Source organism: Arthrobacter sp. 9MFCol3.1 (assembly GCF_000620385.1).
GTDB lineage: Bacteria > Actinomycetota > Actinomycetes > Actinomycetales > Micrococcaceae > Arthrobacter.
Map to the genome: position 1 here is coordinate 1 of NZ_JIBJ01000018.1, position 20,863 is coordinate 20,863.

General features: G+C 66.9%; 18 protein-coding genes. 3 read left to right on the forward strand and 15 right to left on the reverse strand.

What is annotated here, in order from left to right; translation table 11 throughout:
- Together C560_RS0115390 and C560_RS0115395 are read right to left on the reverse strand one after the other, a co-directional pair.
- Nucleotides 1-921 (reverse strand): ABC transporter permease (locus tag C560_RS0115390; RefSeq protein WP_026538867.1); only part of this gene is annotated, 921 nt, incomplete at its 3' end.
- A 52-nt stretch (nucleotides 922-973) separates the two neighbouring features.
- A complete protein-coding gene (locus C560_RS0115395; RefSeq protein WP_026538868.1) occupies nucleotides 974-1,969 on the reverse strand; it encodes a substrate-binding domain-containing protein in 996 nt (331 codons plus the stop codon).
- 349 nt (nucleotides 1,970-2,318) lie between these two features.
- Here C560_RS0115395 and C560_RS0115400 point away from each other — a divergent pair, with 349 nt between their 5' ends.
- Nucleotides 2,319-3,059: a GntR family transcriptional regulator gene (locus C560_RS0115400; protein WP_026538869.1), complete on the forward strand. Its 741-nt coding sequence runs from the start codon at nucleotides 2,319-2,321 to the stop codon at nucleotides 3,057-3,059.
- Nucleotides 3,060-3,205: 146 nt separating this feature from the next.
- Nucleotides 3,206-4,102 (forward strand): 5-deoxy-glucuronate isomerase, encoded by an 897-nt coding sequence (iolB, locus tag C560_RS0115405; RefSeq protein ID WP_026538870.1) that lies wholly within the window; start codon nucleotides 3,206-3,208, stop codon nucleotides 4,100-4,102.
- Nucleotides 4,103-4,144: 42 nt separating this feature from the next.
- On the opposite strand, the gene C560_RS0115410 is transcribed toward iolB, so the two are convergent.
- Together C560_RS0115410 and C560_RS0115415 are read right to left on the reverse strand one after the other, a co-directional pair.
- Nucleotides 4,145-4,972 (reverse strand): aldo/keto reductase, encoded by an 828-nt coding sequence (locus C560_RS0115410; protein WP_026538871.1) that lies wholly within the window; start codon nucleotides 4,970-4,972, stop codon nucleotides 4,145-4,147.
- Between the two features lie 31 nt (nucleotides 4,973-5,003).
- Nucleotides 5,004-6,293, reverse strand: coding sequence for an MFS transporter (locus C560_RS0115415; RefSeq protein WP_026538872.1), 1,290 nt, complete (start codon nucleotides 6,291-6,293; stop codon nucleotides 5,004-5,006).
- Between the two features lie 164 nt (nucleotides 6,294-6,457).
- Here C560_RS0115415 and C560_RS0115420 point away from each other — a divergent pair, with 164 nt between their 5' ends.
- A complete protein-coding gene (locus tag C560_RS0115420) occupies nucleotides 6,458-6,907 on the forward strand; it encodes a MarR family winged helix-turn-helix transcriptional regulator (protein ID WP_018776047.1) in 450 nt (149 codons plus the stop codon).
- A 75-nt stretch (nucleotides 6,908-6,982) separates the two neighbouring features.
- On the opposite strand, the gene C560_RS0115425 is transcribed toward C560_RS0115420, so the two are convergent.
- The 11 genes from C560_RS0115425 to C560_RS0115475 form a co-directional block, all read right to left on the reverse strand.
- The gene (locus tag C560_RS0115425; RefSeq protein ID WP_026538873.1) at nucleotides 6,983-8,482 is read right to left on the reverse strand and encodes a sugar porter family MFS transporter; all 1,500 of its coding nucleotides are present in this window, start codon (nucleotides 8,480-8,482) and stop codon (nucleotides 6,983-6,985) included.
- On the reverse strand, nucleotides 8,479-9,354 hold the full coding sequence (locus C560_RS0115430; RefSeq protein WP_026538874.1) for a sugar phosphate isomerase/epimerase family protein: 876 nt from the start codon (nucleotides 9,352-9,354) through the stop codon (nucleotides 8,479-8,481). Before C560_RS0115430 ends, C560_RS0115425 begins: the two co-directional genes overlap by 4 nt.
- Before the next feature lie 86 nt (nucleotides 9,355-9,440).
- Nucleotides 9,441-10,454, reverse strand: a complete 1,014-nt coding sequence (locus C560_RS0115435; RefSeq protein ID WP_026538875.1) for a Gfo/Idh/MocA family protein — start codon at nucleotides 10,452-10,454, stop codon at nucleotides 9,441-9,443.
- 16 nt (nucleotides 10,455-10,470) lie between these two features.
- Nucleotides 10,471-11,382 carry a sugar phosphate isomerase/epimerase family protein gene (locus C560_RS0115440; RefSeq protein WP_026538876.1) on the reverse strand — a complete coding sequence of 304 codons (912 nt, stop codon included), beginning with the start codon at nucleotides 11,380-11,382 and terminating at the stop codon, nucleotides 10,471-10,473.
- A 103-nt stretch (nucleotides 11,383-11,485) separates the two neighbouring features.
- Entirely contained in the window at nucleotides 11,486-12,994 is a 1,509-nt protein-coding gene (locus C560_RS0115445) for a CoA-acylating methylmalonate-semialdehyde dehydrogenase (protein WP_197026174.1), read from the reverse strand.
- 53 nt (nucleotides 12,995-13,047) lie between these two features.
- Nucleotides 13,048-14,976: a 3D-(3,5/4)-trihydroxycyclohexane-1,2-dione acylhydrolase (decyclizing) gene (gene iolD, locus C560_RS0115450; protein ID WP_026538878.1), complete on the reverse strand. Its 1,929-nt coding sequence runs from the start codon at nucleotides 14,974-14,976 to the stop codon at nucleotides 13,048-13,050.
- Between the two features lie 39 nt (nucleotides 14,977-15,015).
- Entirely contained in the window at nucleotides 15,016-15,972 is a 957-nt protein-coding gene (locus C560_RS0115455; RefSeq protein WP_026538879.1) for a Cgl0159 family (beta/alpha)8-fold protein, read from the reverse strand.
- Nucleotides 15,969-16,970: a 5-dehydro-2-deoxygluconokinase gene (gene iolC, locus C560_RS0115460; RefSeq protein WP_026538880.1), complete on the reverse strand. Its 1,002-nt coding sequence runs from the start codon at nucleotides 16,968-16,970 to the stop codon at nucleotides 15,969-15,971. The genes C560_RS0115455 and iolC overlap by 4 nt, the downstream gene beginning before the upstream one ends.
- Nucleotides 16,971-17,189: 219 nt before the next feature.
- Entirely contained in the window at nucleotides 17,190-17,594 is a 405-nt protein-coding gene (locus C560_RS0115465) for a tautomerase family protein (RefSeq protein WP_026538881.1), read from the reverse strand.
- A gap of 175 nt (nucleotides 17,595-17,769) precedes the next feature.
- Nucleotides 17,770-19,050, reverse strand: coding sequence for an alkaline phosphatase family protein (locus C560_RS0115470; protein WP_026538882.1), 1,281 nt, complete (start codon nucleotides 19,048-19,050; stop codon nucleotides 17,770-17,772).
- A complete protein-coding gene (locus C560_RS0115475) occupies nucleotides 19,047-20,690 on the reverse strand; it encodes an alkaline phosphatase D family protein (protein ID WP_026538883.1) in 1,644 nt (547 codons plus the stop codon). Before C560_RS0115475 ends, C560_RS0115470 begins: the two co-directional genes overlap by 4 nt.
- Between the last annotated feature and the right edge of the window lie 173 nt (nucleotides 20,691-20,863).

Below are 20,863 nucleotides of genomic sequence, written 5' to 3' on the forward strand. Positions count from 1 at the left end.
GAAGATGAACGCGCCGATCGCGCCGCCGATCGCCGAGCCGTAGCCGCCGGTGAGGAGGCAGCCGCCGATCACCGCGGCGATGATGTAGAGGAACTCGTTGCCCACGCCCTCACCGGACTGCACGGTGTCGAAGGCGAAGAGGTTGTGCATGCCCAGGATCCAGGCGCAGAACCCCACGGCCATGAACAGGCCGATCTTGGTGGCCTTGACCGGCACGCCCACGGCGCGGGCCGCGTTCGCGTCCCCGCCGACCGCGAAGATCCAGTTCCCCACCCGGGTCCGCATCAGCACCCAGGTCGCGACCGCGACGAGCGCGAACCAGTAGAACACGGTGATCTTGATGTCGACGTTGCCGATGGTCACCGAGGACGCGAAGACCGCCCGGGCCGAGGCGAAGCCGTCCATGTTCGAGATCGAGGGTGAGGAGACCGAGCCGCCGATCAGCCGGGTCAGGCCCAGGTTCAGGCCGGTCAGCATCAGGAACGTCGCGAGGGTCACGATGAAGGACGGCAGCTTGGTCTTGATCAGGATCCAGCCGTTGATGAACCCGACGGACAAGGACACCACCAGGGCCAGGCCGACGCCGACCCAGACGTTCGTGGTGAAGTACCAGCTGAACAGCGACGCGGTCAGCGCCGAGGTGATCACGGCGACGCCGGTGGAGAGGTCGAACTCCCCGCCGATCATCAGCAACGACACCCCCACGGCCATGATCCCGATCGTGGAGGAGCCGTACAGGATGGTCGCCAGCGCACCGGGCTGGGTGAAGGTCGGGGACACCAACGCGAAGAAAATGAAGAGGACGATCGCGCCCACCAGGGCACCGACCTCGGGACGTCCGAGCAACTTCTGGAACGGACTGCGCTTGGCGACGCGCTCATCGGGCGCCGCTGACTCTGTCTTGGTCTGGGTGACGGTCATGATGATTCTCCTAGCTGCCGGGCCGGCCAGGGCCGGCCCGGCCAGCGGACTGTTAGCGGATACCCTGCTCGGCGAACTTCAGAACGTCAGCCGCATTGGACTTGTCGACGATCGCCGGTCCCGTCAGGACGGGCTGGCCGCCGCCGATCTTGAATCCGCCGCGCTTGTTCTGCCAGATGGCGTCAACGGCTCCGTAGCCCTGCAGCCATGGCTGCTGGTCCACGGTGAAAAGCACGCTGCCATCGTCGATTTTCTGGGCTAGTTCCTTATTCAGGTCGAAGCTGGCAACCTTGGCCGAACTTCCGGCTGTCGCCACGGACTTCAGAAGGGTCAGGGTGATGGGAGCGCCCAGCCCGATGATGACATCAGCATCCTTGGATGCCTGCAGCTTTGCGGTCGCCGTCGACTCGACCGACGTCATGTCCGCACCGTTGACGTAAAGGATCTCTGTTCCGGGCACCTTGGCCTTCACACCGGCACACCGGGCTTCCAGGCCTACGTGGCCCTGTGCCTGGATGACGCAGACCGGGTGCTTGTAACCCTCGGCCGCGAGCCTTGTGCCCACGGCTTGACCGGCGAGCTGCTCGTTGGAGCCGAAGTGGGTGAAGGCTCCGAGCTGGGAAGAGACCGATTCGCCGGCGTTCAGGCTGACAATCGGGATGCCCGCGTCAGTGGCCTTCTTCAGCGAGTCCTTCAGCGCGTCCGGAGTGGCCAGGGTGACAGCGATGCCATCCACCTTCTGGTCGATGGCCTGCTGGATCAGCTGTGCCTGCCGGCCGGCCTCCGGATCGCCGGTGTACAGGAGTTCAACATTGTCCTTAGCCGCCGCTTCTTCGGCACCCTTGCGGACGGTGTCCCAGAAGGTGTCACCGGCTGGAGCGTGCGTGATCAAGGCGACCTTAATCCGGGGCGTCGAGGCGACTTGGCCTCCGCCAGCCGCATTGCCTGAGTCTGCGGGCTTGCCGCCGGTGCTGGAACACGCGCTCAGGGCCAGCATGGGTACAACGGCAGCCACGAGGGTCGCCTTCCGCCACGAGAACTTGGTCACGATCAATCTCCTTTGATTCCGGGCCACGCCGGCCGCTTCATCGCGTCGGTCCATGAGCCATCTACAACCGATCATGGTGACTCCAATCACAGTTGTCAATAGTTTGTCCTGACATTAGGATGTTTTGACGTAGCGCTACGCGATAAAATGACCGAATTCGCGGGCTTCACCTGCGCAAAGCGGTCAGCCCGACTCCCATCCCCGCGGCCCCCGCCGACACCCCTTGGCTCCCTTCGGCAGCCCTGCTACCATCAGAAAAAGGCAGTATGTCCTATCAAGCGAACATGCGCCTGACATACGCGGAAAGACCGGCACCTCGGCCACCGCGGAGCACAAGGGAGCACGCCCAGTGGCGAATCAACTGAATCTGCAGATCGACCGCTCGTCACCGATACCCCTGTACCACCAAGTGGTGCAGGGCATCGAGGCCGCCATCCACACCGGGCTGCTGGAACCCGGCAGCCGGCTGGAAAATGAGATCGACCTGGCCGCCCAGCTCAACCTGTCCCGTCCCACCATGCGCAAGGCCATGGATGAGCTGGTCCGCTCCGGCCTCCTTGTCCGCAAGCGCGGCGTGGGCACCCAGGTGGTGTCCAGCCAGGTCCGCCGACCGCTGGAACTCTCCAGCCTCTATGACGACTTGAGCAACAACGGCAGCAAGCCCACCACCGATGTGCTGAGCTTCTCGCATGAGGAGGCGGACGCCTCGATCCGGAAGGCGCTCCAGCTTCCCGCCGGCGCCAAGGTCTACCACTTCACCAGGCTCCGGAAAGTGGGCGGCAAACCGCTGGCCCTGATGGAGAACTGGGTGCGCGACGACATCACCGCCCTTGACGAGGCAAGCCTTGCGTCACAGGGCCTCTACGGCATCCTGCGCAACGGCGGCGTGAACTTCCGCCTCGCCTCACAGCGGATCGGCGCCATGATCGCCAACGACTACCAGGCACCGCTGCTCGAAACCACCCCGGGCTCCGCGCTCGTCACCATGGAGCGCACAGCCGTGGATGACACCGGGCGCATGGTGGAAACCGGCCACCACGTCTACCGGGCAGATTCCTACAGCTTTGAGATGACGCTGGTTCAACGATAGGCGCTCACACCACGGCATCAGCGGGCGTCCAGAACTAGGCGCCTCGCGCAAGGCGTCCACCGACGAGCGCTCACCAACGAGCGCCACCGGCTCCAACAACGCACACACGCGCGCCTCTCCGGCGCGACAACGAAAGGGCAGCTTCCATGGCCAACTGGGTCTATCCGCTCGGCACCGCCGCCGAAGGCAAGTGGGACATTTCCATTGGGACGTCCGATTCCGGGCTGGAGGTGGACGGGTGGGCACATACCGGGCTGAAGGTTGCCACGCTGGCGGCCGGCGGCGGCGTGGTACTGGACGCTGCGGCGGAGGAACGCATCGTAATCCCGCTCAACGGCTCGTTCGTGGCGACCGTGGACGGGCAGGACTATCCCCTGGCCGGCCGGGACAGCGTCTTCAGCGGCCCCAGCGACGTGCTGTACACGGGAGCCGGCAAGGCGGTGGCCATCACCTCGGCCGCCGGCGGACGCGTGGCAGTCGCCACCGCCCCGGCCAAGGCCGCCTACCCGACCCGCCTCATCACGGCCGCCGAAACGCCGGTGGAACTGCGCGGGGCGGGCAACTGCTCCCGCCAGGTCCACAACTTCGGCACCCCCGCCGCGCTGGAGGCGGACCGGTTCATCGTCTGCGAGGTCCTCACCCCGGCCGGCAACTGGTCCTCCTATCCCCCGCACAAGCACGACGAGGAGAAAGACGGCGAGACCAACCTCGAGGAGATCTACTACTTCGAAACCCGCGTGGCGCCCGGGGCCCCGCAACGCCCGGGCGCCGACGACGCCATCGGCTACCAGCGCGTCTATGCCTCCGACGAGCGGCCCATCGATGTTGCGGCCGAGGTCCGGACCGGCGACGTCGTCCTGGTGCCGTACGGCTGGCACGGGCCCGCCATGGCTGCCCCCGGTTACGACTTGTACTACCTCAACGTCATGGCCGGCCCGGGCCCCGTCCGCGACTGGCTCATCAGCGACGACCCGCACCATGGCTGGATCCGCCAGACCTGGGAGGGCCAGGACCTGGACCCGCGGCTGCCGTTCGGCCGCTAGGCCGGCTGCCGCAGGTCTCCTGGGCCGAACAGGTCCGGACAGTTAGCCATTAAACGTGGCCGGGTCTGGTCCGGTGCGCCCGTTCCGCTCAAGGACGTTCACGGCTGCCAGCTCGGCCTCGCCCAGGTCAAAGTCGAACACATCCAGGTTCTCCCGAATCCTGGCCGGCGTCACTGACTTCGGGATGACAATCCTTCCCTGCTGCAGGTGCCAGCGCAGAATGATCTGCGCCGGGGTTCTGCCATGCCGGGCGGCGATCTCCCTGATGGCCGGATCCGCCAGCAGGGCTCCCTGGGCCAGCGGGCTCCAGGCCTCCGTCGCAATGCCCTGCGCCTCGTTGAACACCGTCACGGCGTGCTGCTGCAGGGCCGGATGCAGCTCCACCTGGTTGACGGCCGGCACCGTTCCGCCCAGGTCGATGAGCCGCTGCAGGTGCCCCGGCTCGAAATTGGAGACGCCGATCGCCCTGACCCGGCCGTCGGCAAGGAGTTTCTCAAGTGCCAGCCAGGAGTCGGCGTACCGGTCCGACGCCGGCGCGGGCCAGTGGATCAGATAAAGATCCAGGTAATCGAGACCCAGTTTGTCCAGGCTCGCGTCGAAGGCGGCGAGGGCCGGCTCGTAGCCGAGGTCGTCGATCCAGAGCTTAGAGGTGATGAAAAGGTCCTCCCGGGCGATCCCGGATTCGGCGAGCGCGCGGCCGGTTCCGGCCTCGTTACCGTAGATGGCAGCCGTGTCGATGCTCCGGTAGCCGGCCGCGAGTGCCGCCGCTACCGCCTCGGTGGTCTCGGCGTCGGGAATTTGAAAGACGCCGAAGCCGAGCTGGGGCATCCGCACCCCGTTGTTGAGGACGATATCCGGGATTGAGTTCATGGTGTCTCCTGTTGTTGTTGTGGTCGGACGGTTAGCGGGCAACGGCTGCGGCCTCGGTGGCGGGAAGGTCCGTGCTCGTTTCCGCCGCGGCGACGGCGGGAACGGTTGATCCGCCGGTTCCCGGCCGGCCGCCGTCGTGCTTCTTCGCAGCAGCTGCGGCGAACGCCATCACCGCCAGGCCCAGCAGGGTGATCCCGGCACCGGCCCAGATCGGCGAGGTGTAGCCCAGGCCTGCGGTGATCGTGACGCCGCCCATCCACGCCCCCAGGGCGTTGCCGACGTTGAAGGCGCCGATGTTGGCGCCGGAGGCCAGGGTGGGAGCGCTGCTGGCGTACTTCATGACGCGCATCTGCAGCCCCGGAACGGTGGCGAAGCCGAAGCCGCCCAGCAGCACCATGGAGGCGATGGTCACCGGCTGGTTGCCCGCGGTCAGGGCAAAGAGCACGAGCACCAGCACCAGGATGGCGAGGACCACCACCAGGGTGCGGTCCACATTCTTGTCCGCAGCCTTGCCGCCGAGGGTATTGCCGATGAAGAGCCCGACGCCGAAGAGGATCAGCAGCCACGGGACCGTGGTGGCGGAGAAACCGGTGACCTCGGTGAGGGTGAAGGCGATGTAGGTGAAGGCGCCGAACATGCCGCCGTAGCCGAGGATGGTCACGAGGATGGAGAGCCAGACCTGCCCGGACCGGAAGGCACGGAGCTCGCCGCGCAGCCCGCCAGAGGCAGAGCCAGCGGCAGAGCCAGAGGCAGAACCACCGTCAGATTCGCCTGATCCCGTCTTCGGCACAAGGGCCAGAATGCCGGCCAGGGCGAGGACACCGATCACCGTGATGGCCCAGAATGTGGAGCGCCAGCCCGCGGCCTGGCCCAGCATGGTGCCGAACGGGACGCCCAGAACATTTGCCGCCGTCAGGCCGGTGAACATGATCGCGATCGCGCCGGCTTTCTTGTTGGGCGCCACCATGCTGGCGGCCACCACGGCGCCGATGCCGAAGAACGCGCCGTGCGACAGGGCGGCAATGATGCGGCCGATCATCATGACCGAGTAATCCGGCGCGAGCGCCGAGACGAGATTGCCGGCAATGAAGAGCACCATCAGCACGGCCAGCACGGGCTTGCGTTCAAAGCGCGTCACGGCCGCGGTGAGGCCCAGCGCCCCGACCACGACGGCGAGCGCGTAGCCGGAGATGAGCCAGCCCGCGGTGGCCTCGGTGACGTGGAAGTCTGCGGCCACTTGCGGCAGCAGGCCCATGATGACGAACTCGGTGAGTCCGATGCCGAACCCGCCGAGGGCGAGGGCTATCAGGCCAACAGGCATGGAGGTGCTCCTTACAAAGCTGTACGGGATGGGGTATGGCGCGTAAGCTAGTAGTTGCAGACGCGTTATTTATTGTTGCACAAGCAGATACAGCGCGCAAGCAACTATTATTTGATGTGCCCGTCACCACCCCGCCGGGCACGCGAGTTGAAGGGAAACACCTGATGGGCATCAAGGACGACGCCGTCGAGGTCCGGGCGCAAGGCTGGCGGACCCTGGCGGCCCTGCACGGGCTGATCGAAGCCGAGCTGGAGCGTTCCCTGCAGGCCGAGGCCCAGCTCTCCGTCGTGGAGTACACCGTGCTGGATGCGCTGAGCCGACAGGACGGCTGGCACATGCGGATGCAGCAGCTGGCCCGCGCCACGGCGCTGAGCGCCAGCGCCACCACGCGCCTGGTCAACCGGCTCGAGGACCGCGGGTTGCTGACCCGGATCCTCTGCGCGGATGACCGCCGCGGGATCTACACCGAGCTCACGCCCAGCGGCATCGCACTGCTCGAGCAGACCCGGCCGGTTCACGACGCCACGCTGGAGCGGGCGCTGGCCGAGGCCCAGGAAGTCCCCGAACTGGCACCGCTGGTTGACGCCCTCCCCCGGCTGCACGCCGGAGTCTGAGGCCACACCGGTCAAGCGCTAACGCACGAAAGCCCCGCCCGATGACGTCTCGGGCGGGGCTTTGTGATGGAAAGACTAAGCGTTGACAGGCTGCTTGACGGCCGCCTGTTTGAAGAAGTGTTCCAGGTCCTCCAGGCTCTTTCCCTGGGTCTCCGGAACCACGCGCTTCACCCAGACGATGGCTGCCAGCTGGATCGCGACGAAGATGAAGAACGTCACCGAGACGCCAATCCAGGACACCATCTGCGGGAAGAAGAACCCGATCAGGAAGTTGATCATCCAGAGCACGAAGACACAGATGCCCATGCCGATGCCGCGGACGTGCAGCGGGAAAATTTCGGCCATCGTCAGCCACGTCACCGTGCCAATGCAGGACTGCATCGAGGCCAGGAACGTCACCATGAACAGCAAAACGAGATAGCCGCGGAGGGTGCCCTCCGGGATGAGCATGGAGATGACGCCGATGGCCAGCAGGGACACCGCCGTGCCGGTCAGGCCGGCGATCAACATGGACTTGCGCGGCAGCCGCGACATGAGGGACATCCCGACGACGACGGCGACCACCGAGGTGACACCGTTGACGACGTTGGCAATGAGGGCGCCCTGGTCCCCGAAGCCCGAGCTGGAGAGGATGGACGTGCCGTAGTACATGATGGCGTTGACGCCGCTGATCTGGTTGATCACGGCCATGCCGAGTCCGACGACGAAGATGCGGCGGATCCACGGAACCGTGAGGTCGCGGAAGGTGCCGAGCTTGGATTGGTAGTCTTCCCGCGCGGCCTGCCGGACTTCGTCGAACTCGGTGGATATGTCCTCCGTGGCGCGTGTCCGGCGCAGCACCTCAAGGACTTCACCGAAGCGGCCGGCCGACGCCAGCCAGCGTGGGCTTTCAGGAAGCAGCAGCATGCCGAACCACAGGACGACGGCCGGCAGCGTGGCAATGACGAGCATCCACCGCCAGACGTGGGAGGCCTCCGGGAAGGCGTTGCCCAGCACGGCGTTAAACGTGAAGGCCAGGAACTGTCCCGTGACAATCATGAGCTCGTTCTGCGTCACGATTCGTCCGCGCTGGGCTGCCGGGGACATCTCCGCGAGGTAGACCGGAACGATCACCGATGCCCCGCCGACGGCGAGGCCCAGCAGGGTGCGGGAGGCTATGAGCATCTCGGTGCTCGGCGAGACGGAGCAGGCGATGGTGGCCACCGCAAAGATCAGCGCGAGCCCCATGATGGTCCTGCGCCGGCCGAATCGGTCCGAGAGCCGGCCTGCCGAGATGGCGCCGAACGCCGCGCCGAAGAGCAGGGTGGAGGTCACGAGCCCCTCGGTCAGCGGGGTGAGGCCGAGGTCCCGCTGCATGAACGGCAGGGCGCCGTTGATGACGCCGGTGTCATAGCCGAAGAGGAGGCCGCCAAACGTGGAGAAGAACGCCACGCGCCGCATGAAACCCTTGGGATTCGAGGCGCCGGCGGTTCGGGCCGCGGTTTCCCCGGCCGCGGCTTCCTGGGCCGTGGAGTCGGCAGGGGCGTCGGCCGAAGCCAGAGCTGAGCCGGTCAGTGTGCCGTCAGGCTTCGTCATAGGCTCGCCTTCTCGATGCGCTGCGTCATGGTCTTCAGCTGGTAGCGGGAGACCTCCGCGGCATTGTCGTCCTCGGCGAAGACGCTGGAGACCATCACCGTGTCGTCGCGGTCCAGGAAGCCGATTTCCTTCAGGCCGCCGAAGAACTCGTCCCAGTTGACGTCGCCGTCGCCGATCTTCAGGTGCTGGTGCACGCGGACGGGGTTGCCGGGCGGGTTGGTGATGTAGCGCAGGCCGTGTGAGGCGTGGTGGTCCATAGTGTCGGCGACGTGGACCAGGCGCAGCTTGTCCCCCGCGGCCCGCATGATCTCCAGCGGGGCGTTCTTCATGTGGAAGCTGTGCGAGGCCACATAAACCAGGCCCACGTTCTTCGAGTTCAGCCCGCGGATCACCCGGATCGCGGCCAGGCCCTCCTCAACGAAGTCGTCCGGGTGCGGATCGATCAGCAGATCGATCCCTTCCCGCTCGATGATGGGGAGCAGCTCCTCCATGGAGCGGTAGAAGGCCCGTTCGGATTCCTCGGCCTTCTCCGGCCGGCCGCTGAATTCGGTGTTCATGGTGCCCACGCCCAGGTCCACGGTGATCTGGATGGCGCGCTTCCAGTAGCGGACGGCGGCCTCGCGGGCGTCCTCATCCGGCCCGGACCAGCGCAGCACGGGCAGCACCGAGGCGATCTCGATTCCCGCATCTTTGCAGGCCGCCTTTAGCTGGCCCACCAGTGCGTCGTCGGCCTTCGGGTGATTGAAGAACGGGATGAAATCGGCGTGCGGGGTCATCTGCATGTACTTGTAGCCGAGGTCGGCCACCACGCGCGGGAACTCCAAAAGTCCGTGGCTGTGGTGGAACGGCGTGGGGTCAAGGGCGATTTTCACGTTGAACACTCCATTGTGGATCTGGTGGGCGTGCAGGCGGCCGGCGCCCCGAACTTGTCAAGAGGGGGCGCCGGCCGGCAGGGTTCCTAGCGGTAGAGGGCGGGCTTGGCGTTGAGCTTCACGGCGACCGTTTCGCCGTTCTTCTGCGCCTCGACGCCGGCCTCGCAGCAGGCGGCCGTGGCGTACCCGTCCCAGGCGGTGGGGCCGCCGATCTCACCGCGCAGGGCCGCGTCCACCCATGACTGGATTTCGACGTCGTACGCTGCCCCGAAACGCTCCTCGAAGCCGGGGGTGACGTTGCCGCCCCAGTGGCCGTTGCTGCGGGTGTAGGGGCCCTTGTCCCCGCCGATGCTAACGATGCCGTCCTCGAAGGAGGCCTGGGTGGCCACTTCGTAGCCGAACTTGGCGTTGACGTAGATCTCGACGTCGGCCAGGACGCCGGACTCGGTCTCGATCAGGACGTGCTGCGGGTCGTGCTGCCCAGCCGGGGCGTTCCGCGTGGCCTTACCGAGGCGGACCTGGACCGAGGTGATTTCCTCGCCGGTGAAGTAGCGGATGGCGTCGAACTCGTGGACCACGGAGTCGTTGATCAGCATCTCGTTGGTGAAGCCCGGCGGGGTGGTGGGGTTCCGGTGCTGGTGGTGGAGCATGAGCAGCTCGCCGAGTTCGGAGTCGCGGATGATCTTGCCCAGGGCGGCGTACTCGGCGTCGAAGCGGCGCATGAAGCCGACCTGGATGCGCTTGTGGCCGAGCTTTTCTTCGGCTTCGACGATCTTCCAGGAGGATTCGGCATCCGGGGTGAGCGGCTTCTCGCAGAGGATCGGGATGTCCTTGGCGATCGCCTTGAGCAGGATGTCCTCGTGCAGGAAGCCGGGCGTGGCGATCAGCACGGCGTTCACGTCGCCGTTGTCGAGGGCTTCCTCGGCGTCGGCGAGGGCGACGGCGCCGGGGATGCCCTCGATGGCGGCCTGGGCGCGGGCAAGGTCAACGTCGACGACGGCGGCCACTTCGGCGCCGTGGATGCGGGTGTTGAGCCGCTGGATGTGGTCTGCGCCCATACGGCCGGCGCCGATGACAGCTACGCGGAGGGTCTTAGTCATGGTCGTGTCCTCAGTTCTAGTTGACGGCGGTGCGGGAGCCGCAGGAGAGCAGGTAGTTCCGGGTGCGCTTGGCGATCGGCATCGGGACGTCGAAGGCCACCGGGTACATGTCCTGTTCCACAATGCCAAAGATCGGCCGGTTGAGCGCCTCCACGGCGTCGATGACGGCGCGCAGGTCCGGCAGGCCGTTCGGCGGTTCGGTCATGACGCCGGCCAGGTTGGCGGCCGCCCAGGTCATGTTTTCCTCGTTGACCTTTTTGAGGATGTCCGGGTTGATCTGCTTCAGATGCAGGTAGCCGATCCGGTCCGGGTAGTTCTTGATCAGGTCGAGGCTGGAGGCGCCGCAGTATTCGGCGTGACCGGTGTCCAGGCAGAGGTTGAGGTACTGGGCATCCGTGGCGGCGAGGAGGGTCTCGATGTCCGCCTGGGCGCCGACATGGGAGTCGGCGTGCGAGTGGAACTGCTGCTTCAGGCCGAAGTCCTCCAGCAGCGTCTTGCCCAGCCGGTTGTGGCCCGTGAAGAGGTCGTTCCAGGCCTTTTCGGTGAGCGTGCCGCTTTCCACGGCCTCGCCGGTGACGTCGTCTCGCCACATGGCCGGGATGACCACGATGTGTTCCCCGCCCATCGCGGCAGTGAGTTCGGCAACCTTGCGGGCCGGTTCCCACGCGGTTTCCCACTGGTCCAAGCCGCGGTGAAAGGCGGTGAACACGGTGCCGGCCGAGATCTGCAGGTCGCGCTGTTTGAGCTCTTCGGCGAGGCGTGCCGGGTCGGTGGGGAGGTAGCCGTAGGGCCCGAGCTCGATCCACTTGTAGCCGGATTCGGCCACCTCATCCAGGAAGCGTTCCCACGGGGTCTGCTGCGGGTCATCCGGGAACCAGACGCCCCACGAGTCCGGCGCGGTGCCGATGATCAGCTTGTTCTCTGTCATTTCCATTCCTTCTCATCGATTGCTCCGCAGGTGCCGTTTTGGACGCTCAAAACGGCGGTTGCGGAGCAGTCGATCGTGGTTGTTGAGTGCCGGTGGGTGGGCCCTAGTTGGACGGGAAGTTGTAGGAGGCTCCGGAGGCGTGTGTGGGTTCGGGCCAGCGCGAGGTGACCACCTTGCCGCGGGTGTAGAAGGAGACGCCTTCGGGTCCGTAGATGTGCTTGTCGCCGAACAGCGAGGCCTTCCAGCCGCCGAAGGAGTGGTACGCCACCGGCACGGGCAGCGGCACGTTGATGCCGATCATGCCCACCGTGACGCTGCGCTGGAACTTCCGGGCTGCGGCGCCGGAAGAGGTGAAGATGGCTGTGCCGTTGCCGTAGGGGTTGGAGTTGATCAGGGCGATGCCCTCCTCCAGGTCCTCCACCCGGACCACAACCAGGACGGGGCCGAAGATTTCCTCGGTGTAGGCGGTCATTTCGGTCTTGACGTGGTCCAGGACGGTGGGGCCGACCCAGAAGCCGTCCTCATGGCCGGGAACCACGAGGTCGCGGCCGTCCACCACCATCGCGGCGCCGGCCGTTTCGGCCTCGGTGACGATCTTCACGATGCGTTCCTTCGACGCCGGCGTGATGACCGGGCCCATTTCGGCGTCGGGCACGGTGCCGTTGTTGACCTTGACGGCCAGGGCGCGCTCCTCGACCTTTTTGACCAGCAGGTCGGCGGCGTCGCCGACTGCGACGGCGACGGAGATGGCCATGCAGCGTTCCCCGGCGGAGCCGAAGGCGGCGGCGGCGAGGTGGTCGGCGGCGTTGTCGAGGTCGGCGTCGGGCAGGATGATCGCGTGGTTCTTCGCGCCGCCCAGGGCCTGGACGCGCTTGCCGTGTGCGGTGGCGGTCTCGTGGACGTACCGGGCGATCGGGGTGGAACCGACGAAGGAGATGCCGTCCACGTCCGGGTGGGTCAGGAGTCCGTCGACCGTTTCCTTGTCGCCGTGCAGGACCTGGAAGACGCCGTCGGGCAGCCCGGCCTGCTTCCACAGCTTGGCGAGCAGCATCGAGGCGGAGGGGTCGCGCTCGGAGGGCTTGAGGATAAAGGCGTTGCCGGTGGCGATTGCCATCGGGGCCATCCACAGCGGCACCATGACCGGGAAGTTGAACGGGGTGATGCCGGCGACGACGCCGAGGGGCTCGCGGAAGGAGAACACGTCAATGCCGGTGGAGACCTGGTCCGAGTAATCGCCCTTGAGCAGCTGCGGGATGCCGCAGGCGAACTCGATGACCTCGAGGCCCCGGCCGATCTCGCCCTTCGCGTCGGAGAGGACCTTGCCGTGTTCGGCGGTGATCAGCTCGGCGAGCTCGTCGATGTGGGAGGCGACGAGTTCGCGGAACTTGAACAGCACGGCGGTGCGCTTGGCCAGGGAAATGTCGCCCCAGGTGTCGGCGGCGGCGCGGGCGGCGGCGACGGTGGCGTCCAGGTCCTCCCGGTTGGCCAGCCGCAGCTCTGCGGAGACGGCGCCGGTGGCGGGGTTGTAGACGGGCTGGGTGCGGGTGCCGACGCCTGCGGTTTCGGCGCCGTTGATGAAGTGGCTAATGGTCGAGACGGTCGTCGTTGACATGGTGATGGACTTCCTTGGTCTGTGGCTTGTTCGTGAGCTGGTGATGAAGGGGGTCAGCCGAGCAGCTTGCGCTGGCGGCTCTTGTGGTCGGCGTAGGTCTGGAAGGCCAGCTTCGTGGAGTCGAGTTCGGAGACCTGGGAGACCGGAACGTCCCACCACGACTCGGAGCTGGGGGCATCCAGCAGCGGGTCGGACTCGACGTGGATGACGATCGGGCCGCCGCGTTCGGGGGCAGCCTTGGCGTCGCGGATGGCCTGCTCGAGCTCGGCGATGACCTTCTCCCCGGGTTCGATCCGGATCACCTTCACGCCGAGGCTTTCGGCGTTCAGGGCCAGGTCGACCGGGAGCCGGTCGCCGTCGTCGAAGCTGTGGTGTTCCTCGTCCAAGGCCCGGTACTGGGTGCCGAAGCGCTGCGAGCCGAGGGACTCGGAGAGCGAGCCGATCGAGGCGTAGCCGTGGTTCTGGATCAGGACCACGATCAGCTTGATCCGCTCGGCGACGGCGGTGACGAGTTCGGTGTGCATCATCAGGTAGGAGCCGTCCCCCACCATCACGACGACGTCGCGCTGCGCCCCGCCCTTCGCGGCTTCGGCAAGGGCGGCCCGCTTGACGCCGAGGCCGCCGGGGATTTCGTAGCCCATGCAGGAGTAGGCGTATTCGACGTGGTAGCCGAAGGGATCCCGGACGCGCCACATCTTGTGCAGGTCACCGGGCAGGGACCCGGCGGCGCAGATGACGACGTCCTGGGCGTCCATGGCGCGGCTCGTGGCACCGATGATCTCGTTCTGCGCCGGCAGCGGGGTGAAGCGCGTGTCGAAGGCCGCGTCCACCGTGGCGTTCCAGCGGGTCTTTTCGTTCGCGATCTGCTGCTCGAGGTCCGCGCCGATCCGGTAGCCGCCGAGGGCCTGGTTCAGCTTGACCAGGGCCTTGCGGGCGTCCGCCACGATCGGCAGCGAAGTGCCGTGCTTGTAGGCGTCGATGGCGGCGACGTTGATGTTGATGAACTTCACGCCCGGGTTCTGGAACGCGGTCCGGGACGCGGTGGTGAAGTCCTCGTAGCGGGTGCCGATGCCGATGATGAGGTCCGCCTCGGCGGCGATGGCGTTGGCCGCCGTCGTGCCGGTGGAGCCGATCGCGCCGAGCGAGAACTTGTGGTCCCACGGCAGCACGCCGACGCCGGCCTGGGTGTTGCCCACCGGGATGCCGGTGAGCTCAACGAACTTCGCGAGTTCCTCGTTGGCGTAGGCGTAGAGGACGCCGCCGCCGGCGATGATCAGCGGGCGCTTGGCAGCGCGGATCGCCTCGGCGGCGCGGCGGATGTCCTCGTCGTCGGCGTCGGGACGGCGGATCCGCCACTCGCGCTCGGCGAGGAACTCCTCGGGCACGTCCAAGGCCTCGGCCTGGACGTCCTGGGGCAGCGAGATCGTGACCGCGCCGGTCTCGGCCGGGTCCGTCAGAACCCGCAGGCCGTGGTGGAACGCGGAAAACAGCTGCTCGGGCCGGGAGACCCGGTCGAAGAACTTCGACAGCGGCCGGAAAGCGTCGTTGACGGTGATGTCGTAGGCTTCCGGGCGTTCGAGCTGCTGCAGCACCGGGTCGGCGGCCCGGGTCGCGAACGTGTCACTGGGCAGCAGCAGCACGGGGAGCCGGTTGGTGGTCGCCAGCGCCGCGCCGGTGAGCAGGTTCGAGGAACCCGGGCCGATCGAAGTGCTGATCGCGAAGGTCTGGCGGCGCCGGGTGTGCCGGGCATAGCCGACGGCCTGGTGCGCCTGGGCCTGTTCGTTGCGGCCCTGGTAGTACGGCATGATCGTCGGATCGAGCTGCTGGTACTGCTTCAGTGCCTGGCCGACGCCGGCAACGTTGCCGTGGCCAAAGATGCCGAACGTGCCCGGAATCAGGCGCTCCCGGAAGTCCTGGCCGCCGATCGAATCGACGGTGTACTGCTTGGACAGGTATTCGACGACGGCCTGGGCGACGGTCATTCTGCGTGTTCCTGATGCAGTGCTCATTCCCATGGGAAGCTACTCCGATACTTCTGTGGTGCGGGTGGATTCTGAGGCGGAATGGTGCAGCAGCGACGCGGCGGTCGCCACGGCGCCGGCGACGTCGCCGTCCTGCGGGTAGAGCAGGGTCCGGCCGACGGTGAGGCCCTGGACGCCCGGCAGGGCCAGTGCGGCCTGCCAGCTGGCGAACACCTCGTCCTGGCCGGCGTCCGGGTCTCCGCCGAGGAGCACGGTGGGCATGGTGGTGGACGCCATGACGCGTTCCATCTCGGCCACGACGGGCAGCTTCATCCAGGTGTAGGCGCTGCTCGCACCGAGGCCTTCGGCGATGGCGACTGACTTGATGACGGCGTTGGTGGAGAGGTCGTTGCGGACCTTGCCGTTCTCGCGGACGGAGAGGAACGGTTCCACCATGGCGATCAGCCTGCGCTCGGCAAGGGAATCGATCGCCCGCGCGGTTGCTTCGAGGGTCACCACCGTGTCCGGGTCACCAAGGCAGATGCGGGTGAGCATCTTTCCGCCGTCGGCGCCCAGGGCCTCGAGCGCTGCCGCGGTGTGGCCGGTGAAGCGGTCATCGAATTCGTTCACCAGGCCGGAGAGGCCGCCGCGGTTCATGGAGCCGAAGAGCAGCTTGCCCTCGAGCGCGCCGAGCAGGAGCAGATCGTCCATGATGTCCGGCGAGGCGAGGACGCCGTCGACGTCCGGGTTGGCCAGCGCGATCTGCAGGCGGTCCAGGAGCTGGCGGCGGTCGGCCATGGCCACGGGATCATTCCCGACGGCGAGCGCGCCGCGGGCCGGGTGGTCGGCGGCCACAATGAAGTTCTGCCGGTGGGCCCGGACGCCGGGGTGGCGGCGCCGTGCCTTGGCGGCGCGGGCGATCGCTTCCGGATCTTCGAGCCGGATGATGCTCAGGTGCTCGTAGCGGCGGGGATCATCGTTCACCGCACGGGCGGCGACGGCTGGGTTTGCACTCACAGTGCTGCTCCTTCGGTGGCGTAGGTACCCGGCAGCAGGCGGCCGCGCTCGGCGAGCAGGCCCATGACTTCGTCCGGCGTCGGCATCGCGTCCGCGCAGGACAGGCGGGACGCGACGAGGGCGCCGGCGGCGTTGGCGAAGTCGAGGACCTGGGCGAGCGGCCAGCCCGAGAGCAGGCCGTGGCAGAAGGCCCCGCCGAACGAGTCGCCGGCACCGAGGCCGTTGACGGTTTCCACGGGCACCGGGGCGGAGACCACACGCTCGGTGCGGGTCTTGGCCATGACCCCTTCCGGGCCCAGCTTCACGACGGCGATTTCGACGCCGGCGGCAAGCAGCCGGTCCGCCTGTTCGTCCGGGGTGCCCTCGCCGACGGCGACGGCGCATTCCTTGTCATTGCCGATCGCCACGGTGACGTGCGGCAGGATCTTGGCGACCTGCTCCCGGGCTTCCTCCTCGGAGGCCCAGAACATCGGCCGGTAGTCGAGGTCCAGGATGGTGAACTGGCCGGGCTTCAGCCCGGTGTGGGGCCGCGCCTCGTGGGCCTTGAGGTGCGCGGCGCGGCTGGGCTCCTGGCAGAGACCGGTGACGGTGGACCAGAAGATGCCCGCGTCCCTGATGGCGTCCAGGTCCAACTCCTCGGCCTTGATCTGCAGATCCGGGGCCGTGGGGAACCGTCCGTAGAAGTAGAGCGGAAAGTCTTCGGGCGGTTTGATCGCGCAGAACGTGACCGCGGTGGGCCATTCCTTGACCGGGGTGACGAAGGAGTCGTCCACGTTGAACTTGCGCAGTTCGCGGTGCAGGTATTTGCCGAAGGCGTCGTCGCCGGTGCGGGTGATGACGGCGGTGCGGCGGCCGTGGCGGGCAGCGGCGACCGCCACGTTGGACGGTGATCCGCCAAGGTACTTTCCGAAGGACGTGACATCCTCCAGATCCACCCCGATGTCATTCGGGTAGATATCAACGCTGATGCGCCCGATCGTGAGCAGTTCGTGGGTCACGGTGATCGCGGACCTTTCTGGTGTGAACTCGGTACCTTTGCGCAGCCTGAGCTTCGGTGCTTAGGGGGCCGGCGTGAGCCGGGCCACAACCACTACTTTGCCTCAGAATCCATGTACTGTCAAAGGTTTGTACTGACATATTTACAACATGACACAGGAGCACCAAATGCCGCCCCGCGCGGTGCCGCTGCGGCGCCAGCGCCGGCACCACCCCGGTAGTTACTTGGCGGGAATGCCGAGCTCACCCGTTACGTACTGGGCCTGGCCGAAACCGAAGGACCAGTCCCCCGCCGTGTTCTCGACATATCCGATAAAGACGTCCTCGCCGGCGACCCCCGCGGCGGCCAGCTTGTCCGCGATGGCGGCAAACAGGGACTGCTTGGCGGGCTGGCTGCGCCCGGCCTGGGTGAAAATCTGGATCATCACCACGTCCGGCGTCCGCTCGAAGCCGAGCCCGGCATCCTGGGCGACAATCTGCCCCGCGGGATGCTCGGTCAGCACGTGGAAGTAGTCCCGCTCCGGGATGCCGTATTCGGCCACGATGGCGGCATGGATTCCCCGACTGAGCCCGCGGAGCTGCTCCGGGGTGCGGCCCTGATTGACGTCGATTCGCACGAGAGGCACTCGCATCTCCTTCAGTAGTTTGTCCTGACATACTAACAAACTTAATTGAAACGGTGCAAGGATTTTCCGCATGGACACAGCAGCGCGGGGTCATCTGGCGCCCATCCCGGGGTTCGGGACGGGCGCGAGGTGACCCCGCGCTGGGGTATTGCGCCTGCCGGAGCGGCAGGCCGGACTAGCCGGTAAAGGCAGAACTCCGGGCCGTGCCGTCGTAGCCGCCGGCGGGCGGTTTCAGCCCGTAAATTCCGCCGATGGTCGGCGCGACGTCCACTGTCCTGGCGGCCTCGGAGGACACAACACTCTTCGCCACCAGCGGACTGCCTCCGGAGACGAAGAACGGAATCGGCTCCGTGGCCGGGTGTCCGTGGTTGCCCGGGATGGGGTTAGAGGCAACGTAGGGGTCGGAGAAACGCCAGCCCGCGCGGCAGTAGGCCACCAGGTCGCCGGCTTCGGCCCCCAGGCGCAGCTCCCCCGGCCTGTTCACCGAGAACACCCCCTCATGGGCGCCGACCAACTGTTCGACGGCGGCCAGTCCGGCCGCGCGGTCGGCGTCGGCGCCGGTCCAATAGAGCAGGTCCGCCCCGCCGTTCTGGGCGATTTTGACGTTGGACTGCAGTTCCGGACGGGACTGGAGGATCAGGTCGATGGAAATGACATTGCTCGGGACCGACCAGTCCATCGAGTGGTCGGCCAGCACCATCACTACGCTGGAGTCCCACTTGCCGGCGCTCTTGAGGTGGTCAATAAAGCGCCCCACCTGTACGTCGGTGTCCGCGAGGGCAGTTTCACGTGCTGCCCGCAGCGTGGTTCCCGAAAGGTCAGAGTGGCCGACGCGGTCAATGTCACCCAAGTTAGTGAAAACGAAGTCGGGGTCGGGCCCGCTCACCATCGCCAGAAGGGCGTCCATTGTGGCGGCGTCCGGCGCGTGTCCGGTTACCGGAAGCACTGGCTGGGGTTCCCAGCGGTAGCTGGCCCGGGCACCGAAGACGCCGTACAGGTACTTCTTGCTGAGCACCGACCCTGTGGTAAGCCCGCGTTCCTGCAGCCGCTCCAAGAGTGTCGGGAAGTGCAGGTCGGTAGAGCGGTCGAGGTCTCGGACCACGCCTTCGGCCCGGTCGAAGATGGCGTTGGCCGGAACTCCCGAGCGGTCCGGGCGGACCCCGGTCATCATCATGACGTGGTTGGGTATGGTCTCCATGACCGGCAGGGAGCGTGCCGCCGGGAAATTGCACCCGGCGGCCCGCAGAGCGGCGAGCCTCGGCGTCAGGGCGGGTGTGATCTCGTCCGGGCGGCAGCCGTCCACCACGAGTACGTAGCTCCTGGTCCGGACTGCGGCAGGGGCGGCCCAGGTGGTGCCCGGCGCTGCGGAAAGGACGACGGCGGCACCGCCGGCGGCGGCGAGTTGCAGGAACTGCCGGCGGCCCGGTGTCAGGCGGTTAATGGCTGAGCGACTCACTGAAGGCCTCCTTGCATCCGGGTGACTTTGCCGGAGGTGGACTGCACCTGGAATGACGTGGATCGCGTGGCCTGGGACCCCGGGTCCGTTCGCTCCGCGAGGACGTACCAGTCCATCCGGACGCCGGCGGGCGTCACCTCGAGGACTGAGAAGCCGTGCGAGTCGAAGTCCAGATACTTCACGTGCGGGTTGGCTGCCTTGATGGCGTTCTCAACGCCGACGGATCCGGTCCGGGGCGGAACGTTGAGGATGTCATCGAGGTTGTCGCTCGTGACGGAGGTGCAGACCAGTTCCGCAGCCACGGAATCGCCGGTGGCCGGGTAGCTGGCCGGATCCGCGGGGATGTCGCAGGCCCAGCCGGAATGGATGTCGCCGGTGAGGAACACCGTGTCCTTGACGGCGTTGTCGCGCAGGTGGCGGACCACGCGGTTGCGGTCGGCCTCGTAACCGTCCCACTGGTCCACGTTGTAGGGCACGCCATTGATGCTTGTCCCGCCCATCAGCTTCTGCACACCAGCCAATTCAGCGGTGCTCAGGGTCGAGGGAACCCGGACCGGGGCAATCATGACGGGGTTGCCGACGAGCTTCCATTGCGGACCATCGGACTTAAGGTTGCCCAGCAGCCAGTCCATCTGGGCGGTGCCGGTGATGGTGCGGGCGGGGCTGCTGATTGAGGAGTCCGCGCCGCTGGCCGCCTGCTGGTCACGGTAGGAGCGCAGGTCAAGCATGGCCAGGCTAGCCAGCGAGCCGAACTCCAGGCGGCGGTAGATTTGGCCACCGGGCTCGTAGCGGACGGGCATCCACTCGGCGTAGGCCTGGTGCGCGGCGGCGAAGCGCTCGCTCCAGGCGCCTTCGACGCCCGGAGTGTGGTTTTCGGCGCCGCCCTGCCAGGCGTCGTTGGCCGATTCGTGGTCGTCCCAGGTAACGATAAACGGGGCGGCAGCGTGCAGGGCCTGGAGGTCCGGATCGGTCTTGTACTGGGCGTGGCGTCGGCGGTAGTGCTCCAGGCGGGTCATCTCGAGGGCCGGCTCGTGCGGCCGGACCACGACGTCGCGGGCCTGGTAGTCGCCGGGGGCGTATTCGTAGAGGTAGTCACCCAGGTGGAGGACGGCGTCGAGGTCGCCGCGCGCGGCCAGATGGCGGTAGGAGGAGAAATATCCAGCCTGCCAGTTCGCGCAGGAAACCACCCCGAATGTCAGCCGGTCCACCGCTGCCCCCGCGGCCGGCGCGGTTCGCGTGCGGCCCACGGGTGAGGTCTCCTGCCCCAGGGTGAACCGATACCAGTAGTTCGTGGCGGGCAACAGCCTGCCTGCAACGACCTTGACGGTATGGTCGCGGGCCGGGCCGGTGGAGGCAGTACCGCTGGCAGCTACTTTCGTAAACGCTTGATCGGCGGATATTTCCCAGCGGACGGAAACGTCCGGACCGGCACCGCTGCCGGGGAGCGATTCCGGGGTGGGCGTGACGCGGGTCCACAGCAGCACGCTGCCCGGCATGGGATCTCCTGAGGCGATCCCGTGGCCAAAGAGGCCGATTGGGGAGGCTGAAAATGCGTTCTCGGAGGTGCTGGCGGCCATGGCCCCGGCAACGGCGGCGACCCCCGCTGAACGCAATACTTGACGACGAGAAAAGGTAGTCATGCCTTCCAGTATCTCCACGCCCGGCCGGCCAAAAATCGTTTTTTGCGCCCCATTGGCCGGACGTTCGCCGAGAGTTCACCGCGGCGCGGTGCCCCCTTCCGCCACGGGAGCGCTACCGTCCTTGCCTTGCCGCGGGTCCCGTCCTATCCTTAAACAATCAAAAGGTTGATCAA

What these genes read in the sequence shown, in the direction of transcription:
- iolB (WP_026538870.1), top strand. Translation starts at nt 3,206, where the DNA reads ATGGCCAACTGGGTCTATCCGCTCGGCACCGCCGCCGAAGGCAAGTGG.
- C560_RS0115410 (WP_026538871.1), bottom strand. Translation starts at nt 4,972, where the DNA reads ATGAACTCAATCCCGGATATCGTCCTCAACAACGGGGTGCGGATGCCC.
- C560_RS0115415 (WP_026538872.1), bottom strand. Translation starts at nt 6,293, where the DNA reads ATGCCTGTTGGCCTGATAGCCCTCGCCCTCGGCGGGTTCGGCATCGGA.
- C560_RS0115420 (WP_018776047.1), top strand. Translation starts at nt 6,458, where the DNA reads ATGGGCATCAAGGACGACGCCGTCGAGGTCCGGGCGCAAGGCTGGCGG.
- C560_RS0115425 (WP_026538873.1), bottom strand. Translation starts at nt 8,482, where the DNA reads ATGACGAAGCCTGACGGCACACTGACCGGCTCAGCTCTGGCTTCGGCC.
- C560_RS0115435 (WP_026538875.1), bottom strand. Translation starts at nt 10,454, where the DNA reads ATGACTAAGACCCTCCGCGTAGCTGTCATCGGCGCCGGCCGTATGGGC.
- C560_RS0115440 (WP_026538876.1), bottom strand. Translation starts at nt 11,382, where the DNA reads ATGACAGAGAACAAGCTGATCATCGGCACCGCGCCGGACTCGTGGGGC.
- C560_RS0115445 (WP_197026174.1), bottom strand. Translation starts at nt 12,994, where the DNA reads ATGTCAACGACGACCGTCTCGACCATTAGCCACTTCATCAACGGCGCC.
- iolD (WP_026538878.1), bottom strand. Translation starts at nt 14,976, where the DNA reads ATGACCGTCGCCCAGGCCGTCGTCGAATACCTGTCCAAGCAGTACACC.
- C560_RS0115475 (WP_026538883.1), bottom strand. Translation starts at nt 20,690, where the DNA reads ATGACTACCTTTTCTCGTCGTCAAGTATTGCGTTCAGCGGGGGTCGCC.